This is a genomic window from Gordonia otitidis NBRC 100426, from assembly GCF_000248075.1.
Lineage (GTDB): Bacteria > Actinomycetota > Actinomycetes > Mycobacteriales > Mycobacteriaceae > Gordonia > Gordonia otitidis.
Genome location: NZ_BAFB01000252.1, coordinates 1 through 7,064, shown reverse-complemented (window position 1 = coordinate 7,064; position 7,064 = coordinate 1). Strand labels below are relative to the sequence as shown.

The window sequence follows — 7,064 nt, the reverse complement described above, 5'->3', positions numbered from 1 at the left end:
CTCACCGATGCCGCGCGCGGGCTTGCGAATACCGTCGGACCGCTGCTGTTCTGAGCGGTCAGAGGATCTCGTCGAGCTTCTCGAGTGGTCGTGCGAGACGGGTTCCCTTGTCGGTCACCACGAACGGGCGCTCCACCAGGATCGGGTGCGCGACCATCTCGTCGAGCAGCTTCTCGTCCGACGCGGCGTCGAGCTCGAGTTCTTTGTAGAGCGCTTCGCGCTTGCGGGCGGCCTGACGGACGGTGATTCCGGCGTCGTCGAACAGCGTCTCCAATTGTGCGCGGGTGTACGGCTCGTCGAGGTACTTGACGATCGTCGGCTCGATGCCCTCGTCGCGCAGTCGTTGCAGGGCTTTGCGCGAAGTCGAGCACTTCGGGTTGTGGTAAATCGTCGCGGTCTCGGTGTTGCCAGTCGCCTCGCGCCCAGTGTTCATGGCGGCAACCTTACCCAGGCACTGCGGCCGGATCGTCGGGCCTCACGCGGGTGGGGAGGGTGAGTGCGACGGCAAGCGCGACCGTCGCGCACACGGCTCCGACGATGACCGGTGCGAGCGCGCCTCCGCGCTCGATCGCGAGGGCACCGAGCAGAGCTCCGACACCGATCGAGAAATTGAACGTCGTGGAGTACAGCGTCGTCGCCGATTCCCTGTAGGCGGGCGCAACGCGGAAGACCGTCGTCTGCAAGCCGATCGGTGCCGCAGCGTACCCCGCCGCCCACACGAGGAGGCCGACCAACGCGGCTGGCAGCCACAGACTGGCGACCGGGGTGAGGATGAGTGCGCCCGCGAGAACCGCGATGATCGTCGCCAGCGACCACCGCACCGACGGCGTGCGGTTGAGGAAGGCACCCGCCGCGAAGTTGCCGGTCACCCCCGCCACACCCATCACGAGCAGGACGACGCCGACCAGATCGGCGTCGATGCCGAGGATCTCCACGATGAACGGGGTGACGTAGGTGTAGGCGGCGTAGGCGCCGGTGATGACCAGTGCGGTGACGATGAGAGTCGTTCTGAGATTGCGCATCCGCAGCAATCGGGGGAGTCCGCGAAGCCCGATCGTCTCGCTGTCGCCGGGTACCGATCTCAGCAGTACGGCCAGTGCGGTCAGGGTCACCGCGCTCAATCCGGCGAGTGTCCAGTAGGCCGCACGCCAGCCGAAGGCCTGGCCGATGACGGTACCGACGGGCATGCCCAGCACCGACGCCAGCGAGACCCCGGAGAACGCGATGGTGGTTGCACGCACGGCGGCGCTCGGCGGCACCAGGCGTACCGCGGTTGCCGCGACGATCGCCCACATCAGTCCCAATGCCATGCCGATCGCCATCCGGACGACGACGAGCATCACGTAGTTGACCGCGAGTGCGGTGAGCGTGTTGCCGACGACGAAGGCAGCCATCACCGCGAGCAGGATCGGCCGACGGTCGAGCAGTCGCGTCGCGGTGGACAGCGTCGGTGCGCTCAGCGCTGCGACGAAGGCGAAGAATGTGACGGTCAGCCCGATACTGCCCTCGGAGACGCCGAGGTCGTCGGCCATCGGACGCAGCAACCCGATCGGCATGATCTCTGTGGTGGTGATGGTGAACACACCGAGACCAAGCGAAACCACCGCCGCCCAGTCGCGACGGGCGGCGGTGGTCGTCAACATGGTTCGTTGATCGAGCTGGTCGAGATCAGGCGTTGCCGTCGAAAAGGCTTGTCACCGAGCCGTGTTCGAAGACCTCGCGGATGGTCTGCGCCAGCAGCGGGGCGATCGAGATCACTGTCAGCTTCTCGAAACGCTTCTCCTGCGGAATGGGCAGGGTGTCGGTGACGATCACCTCGTCGGCCTCGGAGTTGGCGAGGCGCTCGGCTGCGGGATCGGAGAAGACGGCGTGCGTGGTGGCGATGATGACGTCGCCCGCACCTGCTTCCTTCAGCTTCGAGACAGCGCCGACGATGGTGCCGCCGGTGTCGATCATGTCGTCGATGACCACACAGGTGCGGCCCTCGACCTCACCGACGACGCGGTGCGCGACGATCTGGTTGGCGACCATCGGGTCACGGGTCTTGTGGATGAACGCGACCGGCGCGCCGCCGAGAGCGTCCGACCACTTCTCGGCCACGCGCACACGACCCGAATCCGGCGACACGACGACGAGGTTGTCGATGCCGTACTTGCCGCGCACGTAGTCCGAGAGCTGCCCCTGGGCGTGCATGTGGTCGACGGGGCCGTCGAAGAAGCCCTGGATCTGGTCGGTGTGCAGGTCGACGGAGATGATGCGGTCGGCGCCCGCGGTTTTCATCAGGTCGGCGATCAGGCGGGCCGAGATCGGCTCACGGCCGCGGGCCTTCTTGTCCTGGCGTGCGTACGGGTAGAACGGCAGGATCACGCTGATGCGCTTGGCCGATCCGCGCTTGAGGGCGTCGATCATGATCAGCGCCTCCATGACCCACTCGTTGAGCGGGGCGGGGCAGCTCTGGATCACGAAGGCGTCCGAACCGCGGACCGACTCCTCGTAGCGGACGAAGATCTCGCCGTTGGCGAAGTTCCGCGCGGTCTGCGGGGTCAGCGTGATGCCGAGTTCGTCGGCGACAGCCTGTGCCAGATCGGGGTGAGCGCGCCCCGAGAACAGCATCAGGTTCTTCTGGTTGTCCGTGGTCCAGGTCATGGAAACTCTTCTACTCGATCGTCGGCCGGTGGGTGGCTCCGCCGGTGGGTGGCGTGGCTAGGAGCCGGGCTGTTCGGGCCGGGTATCGGTCGCGCCCGCCTCGATCGCGGCGCGCGCGGCTGCCGTGTCGGGGCGTTTGCGGGGTACCCAACCGTCGATGTTGCGTTGTGGACCCGACGAGACCGCGAGGGCGCCGGGCGGGACATCGTCCCGAATGACCGTACCTGCCCCGGTATAGGCGCCGTCACCGACCTGCACCGGAGCGACGAACATGTTGTCCGAGCCCGTCCGACAATGCGACCCGATCACCGTCTGGTGCTTGTTGACGCCGTCGTAGTTGACGAAGACGCTCGACGCCCCGATGTTGGACTCCTCGCCGATCGTCGCGTCGCCGACATAGGTGAGGTGCGGGACTTTGCTACCTGCGCCGATGGAGGCCTTCTTGGTCTCGACGAAGGTGCCGATCTTGCCTCGCGCACCCAAGTCGGTGCCCGGGCGCAGGTAGGCGAACGGGCCGACGGACGCGTCGTCGCCGATGACCGCCTCGGAGCCGTGGGTACGGATCACCGACGCCCCGCGCCCGACCACGACGTCGGTGAGGGTGGTGTCGGGGCCGACGACGGCATCCTCAGCGATGCGGGTGCGACCGTGCAGCTGGGTACCGGGTTCGATCCGGACGTCGGACTCGATCTCCACGTCGACGTCGATCCACGTGCTTGCCGGATCGACCACGGTGACGCCCGCGAGCTGGTGACGTCGGACGATCGTCGCGTTGAGGGCGGCGCCGAGTGCAGACAGTTGTGCACGGTCGTTGCAGCCCGCGACGACGAGCGGGTCGTCGACGATGTGCGCGCGGACGGTCTTGCCCGCCGTACGTGCGATCTCGATGACGTCGGTCAGGTAGAACTCGCCCTGCGCGTTGTCGGTCGAGAGCTGCTGTAGGGCGATTCGCAGCGCGTCGGCGTCGAAAGCGTAGATGCCCGCGTTGACCTCGGTGATCGCGCGTTGCGCGTCGGTCGCGTCCTTCTCCTCGACGATGGCCTGCACCGATCCGTCGTTGGTGCGGATGATGCGTCCGTAACCGGTCGGTTCGTCGGCGATGAATCCGGTCAGCGTGACTGCTGCGCCGTCGCCTGCGGTGTGTGTGGCGACGAGATCCTCGATCGTCTGGCCGTCGAGGAGCGGGATGTCGGCGGCGGTGACGATCACGGTGCCTGCGAAGTCGTCGGGGAGTGCGGTCAGACCTGCACGCGCTGCATCGCCTGTCCCGGCGGGCGAATCCTGTACGGCCACAACGACCTCGGTGCCGAGCTCGTCGGCGATCTCGTTGATGGCCGCGATGACGCGTTCACGCTCGTGGCCCACGACGGCGACGAGACGATCGGGGGAGGCCGACGCCGCACCGTGCAGCACATGGCCGACGAGTGAGCGTCCGCCGATGGTGTGCAGGATCTTCGGGGTCTTGGACTTCATCCGAGTGCCCGCGCCTGCGGCGAGGACGATCACGGCTGTCGCTGCTGACTTCTCTGTCATATCCACCTCTTCCGAGGGTCGGGATCATGCGGCCGCATCCGCCTCAGACCACCGTCTCGACGCGCGACGGCCCGATACTACTGAGTAGCCCACGAGTCGCTGACTTCGGTGCAGGTGGTGGAGGTGCCGCGTGTGTCGACTGATAGAACCGAAGGGACGCACGTCACAGTAGGCGCACACGTAATGAAGGAGTTCGGATGAGCGCGCAGAAGACAGCAATCGTGACCGGTTCGGGACGCGGCATCGGCGCGGCGGTGGCCAGGCGCCTCGCCGACGACGGTCTGGCCGTCGCCGTTCTCGACATCACCGAGGAGGCCGCCACCGAGACCGCGAAGGCCATCAACGACGCGGGCGGCAAGGCGATCGCCGTCGGGGCCGACGTATCCGACGAGGCGTCGGTCACCGCTGCCGTCGAGAAGGTGGCCGCCGAACTCGGCGCGCCGACCGTGCTGGTGAACAACGCGGGCATCCTGCGCGACAACCTGCTCTTCAAGATGAGCGTCGACGATTGGAACGCCGTCATGGGCGTGCACCTGCGCGGCGCGTTCCTGATGAGCCGCGCCTGCCAGAAGTACATGGTCGACGCTGGGTGGGGTCGCATCGTCAACCTGTCGTCGACGTCGGCTCTGGGCAACCGCGGTCAGGCCAACTACTCGGCCGCCAAGGCAGGCATGCAGGGCTTCACCAAGACGCTCGCCATCGAGCTGGGCAAGTTCGGCGTGACCGCCAACGCCATTGCGCCCGGTTTCATCGAGACCGACATGACCGCAGCCACCGCCGCCCGCGTCGGGATGGACTTCGAGGAGTTCAAGAAGCTCAACGCCTCGGCGATCCCCGTCGCCCGCACCGGCAAGCCCGAGGACATCGCTCACACCGCGTCGTTCTTCGTCTCCGAGGGCGCGGGCTTCGTCTCCGGCCAGGTCATCTACGTCGCCGGCGGCCCGAAGGACTGAGGTCCGGCGCGGGCCGGTCTCGTCCCGCAAACGCGGGCCCTTCTGGAGAACGCGGCTGGTACACCAGCCGCGTCTGCCAGTTCGGCCGGCGTCTGGCGTCGGGTTCGCGTGACTTCGCTGGTTGAGATCGCCGCGGCCACCCGTGGCACAATCGTCAGCCGTGCCTGTGGCACACTTCTAGGCGAGTAATCCCCCATGGTGTAATCGGCAACACTTCTGATTTTGGTTCAGGCATTCCAGGTTCGAGTCCTGGTGGGGGAGCAACGAGAAAGCGCTGGTCAAGGTGCTTTTCGGGCGGGAAGCGGGATACCATCCGCTACAAATCCGCTATAAGCTCGGTTTCGGCTCCGAAAATTATGATGGCCCCGGCCGGTGCTACCAACACCGGCGCGAGGCCTGGCGAGGATCGATGGCGGTCGAACCTGCGCTTAGGCGCTGATTCTACCCGACCCACCCCAGCGGTGGGAACGACGACACACAGCGCCCGCCGCGCATCGACGCGGCGACCCCCGGCCGCCGCTGGCAGCGACGGCCCGAGTGTGGGGGACACCGCCCACCGGTTGGCCTCCGGGTGTAGAGAGAAAAAAAGGCATACCCGAGCGATCGGCGCGGTGGTGAAGGCGGACCCGGACACCCAGGCGCGCAGAGCGATGCGGGGCAGCAGCTGAAATCGGCTGCCCCGGCAGCCGATCGCACATCCCCGTCCCGGCGCGCGACTAATTTCCGCAGCGCGGTCTGTGGCTCCAGACGGCTGGCTCCGCCAGGCAGAAGAAGCGCATACGATCCCTCTAGACGAAACATGTTGCACAACAACGATGTTCGTCTAGGGGGGTCGTTCACCACCGGCTTCACCACCAGGCAGATAGTGAATTCGATCGATCGTCGGGTGATGGCGGGGGTGAACGCGCGGTGCGAGTCCGAGCGTAGCGAGGTCCATTCCTACATGAAAAGTGTTGTGGCACAATAAAATAACTACGGTACACTGGTTTTACGACCACCAAGAACCGCCGCGTGAAAGGAGCCGTTGTGAAGACCAGTCGACTCATTTGCACCAAATCGAAGTTCAGCGTTGCGATTGACCTACCTGCTGATGTGGTACGGGTGGCCACGTGTACGTCGATTGCCGACTTCCCTCAGGATCATCCAATCAAGGACTTCGTGCTGGAACCCGTCGAGGTCGCCGACGACAATCGCCGGGTCGACCTCTCACTGCCAGCAGGTGCGCTCGTGTGGGTCATGTGGCGTATCGACCTTGGTGTGGAGGCCCGTAGCCCCGCGCTGGGAGTGAGGGTTTACGTGGTCGGTGTGGATGGCGAGTGCACGCTTGTCCGCGAGTCCGACGGGAGCGAAACCGCGGCGATGCTGACGTCGATGAGTGACGATCGATTCAAGATTCAGTGTGCGGCTCTCCCCGAGCAGGCGGGAGTCCGGCGTGCACTCTTCGATGAGCTGGTCGCAGACGGGACCGCTGAAGTCTTTGACAACGTGAGCATTCGGTGGGCTGTGTGGGCGAAGTGGGACCCCGGTGTCGGCCGGAACGGTTGGCACACCGAGCAGGAATGCACCGTCGTCGACCCCGGGGGTCGCTACGTGTGGGTTTTCGCTGATCGGGTCATCCGGAAAGCTCGAGACAATCACGACATGCTGGGCGAGTTGGGCCGCCTCAAAGCTGAGGCGGCGACCGCTGACAAGCTGCCTCAGCTGCGAGCGATCGGTGCGAGCATTTACGCCAGCTTGGAAGCCTCACGGCCCCCAGACCTTTCAGAGCTTGCGCGTCTATCGGCGCGCGACCGCGAACGGGCGCTCGCAGACTCTCCGGCGGTGTCAAGCCCGGCGCAGTGGCTGCTAGTTGTACTGACCCGGGACGTTAGGTACGGCGTTCGGCGAGTCGACGTGACATAGGGAAGACCTCCGAGTGAGGTGTGGAGCTGT

6 protein-coding genes and 1 tRNA gene are annotated in these 7,064 nt (G+C 65.9%); 3 read left to right on the top strand and 4 right to left on the bottom strand.

Annotated elements, in window-relative coordinates; genetic code table 11:
- Positions 1 to 58: 58 nt before the first annotated feature.
- From arsC to glmU, 4 genes are read right to left on the bottom strand one after another with little or no spacing between them, the layout of a single operon-like run.
- The gene (arsC, locus tag GOOTI_RS23805; protein WP_007241159.1) at positions 59 to 433 is read right to left on the bottom strand and encodes an arsenate reductase (glutaredoxin); all 375 of its coding nucleotides are present in this window, start codon (positions 431 to 433) and stop codon (positions 59 to 61) included.
- Between the two features lie 10 nt (positions 434 to 443).
- Entirely contained in the window at positions 444 to 1,643 is a 1,200-nt protein-coding gene (locus GOOTI_RS23800) for an MFS transporter (protein ID WP_007241158.1), read from the bottom strand.
- 25 nt (positions 1,644 to 1,668) lie between these two features.
- Positions 1,669 to 2,646: a ribose-phosphate diphosphokinase gene (locus tag GOOTI_RS23795; protein ID WP_005175641.1), complete on the bottom strand. Its 978-nt coding sequence runs from the start codon at positions 2,644 to 2,646 to the stop codon at positions 1,669 to 1,671.
- A gap of 57 nt (positions 2,647 to 2,703) precedes the next feature.
- Positions 2,704 to 4,179: a bifunctional UDP-N-acetylglucosamine diphosphorylase/glucosamine-1-phosphate N-acetyltransferase GlmU gene (gene glmU, locus GOOTI_RS23790; protein WP_007241157.1), complete on the bottom strand. Its 1,476-nt coding sequence runs from the start codon at positions 4,177 to 4,179 to the stop codon at positions 2,704 to 2,706.
- 197 nt (positions 4,180 to 4,376) lie between these two features.
- On the opposite strand from glmU, the gene fabG reads away from it, so the two are divergent.
- The 3 genes from fabG (at position 4,377) to GOOTI_RS23775 (ending at position 7,034) form a co-directional block, all read left to right on the top strand.
- Positions 4,377 to 5,132 carry a 3-oxoacyl-ACP reductase FabG gene (fabG, locus tag GOOTI_RS23785; protein WP_007241156.1) on the top strand — a complete coding sequence of 252 codons (756 nt, stop codon included), beginning with the start codon at positions 4,377 to 4,379 and terminating at the stop codon, positions 5,130 to 5,132.
- Between the two features lie 189 nt (positions 5,133 to 5,321).
- A tRNA-Gln gene (locus GOOTI_RS23780) sits at positions 5,322 to 5,393 on the top strand.
- 765 nt (positions 5,394 to 6,158) lie between these two features.
- Positions 6,159 to 7,034, top strand: a complete 876-nt coding sequence (locus tag GOOTI_RS23775) for a hypothetical protein (RefSeq protein ID WP_007241155.1) — start codon at positions 6,159 to 6,161, stop codon at positions 7,032 to 7,034.
- Positions 7,035 to 7,064: the final 30 nt, after the last annotated feature.

Coding starts and splice junctions, on each gene's coding strand:
- arsC (WP_007241159.1), bottom strand. CDS start 433: ATGAACACTGGGCGCGAGGCGACTGGCAACACCGAGACCGCGACGATT.
- GOOTI_RS23800 (WP_007241158.1), bottom strand. CDS start 1,643: ATGTTGACGACCACCGCCGCCCGTCGCGACTGGGCGGCGGTGGTTTCG.
- GOOTI_RS23795 (WP_005175641.1), bottom strand. CDS start 2,646: ATGACCTGGACCACGGACAACCAGAAGAACCTGATGCTGTTCTCGGGG.
- glmU (WP_007241157.1), bottom strand. CDS start 4,179: ATGACAGAGAAGTCAGCAGCGACAGCCGTGATCGTCCTCGCCGCAGGC.
- fabG (WP_007241156.1), top strand. CDS start 4,377: ATGAGCGCGCAGAAGACAGCAATCGTGACCGGTTCGGGACGCGGCATC.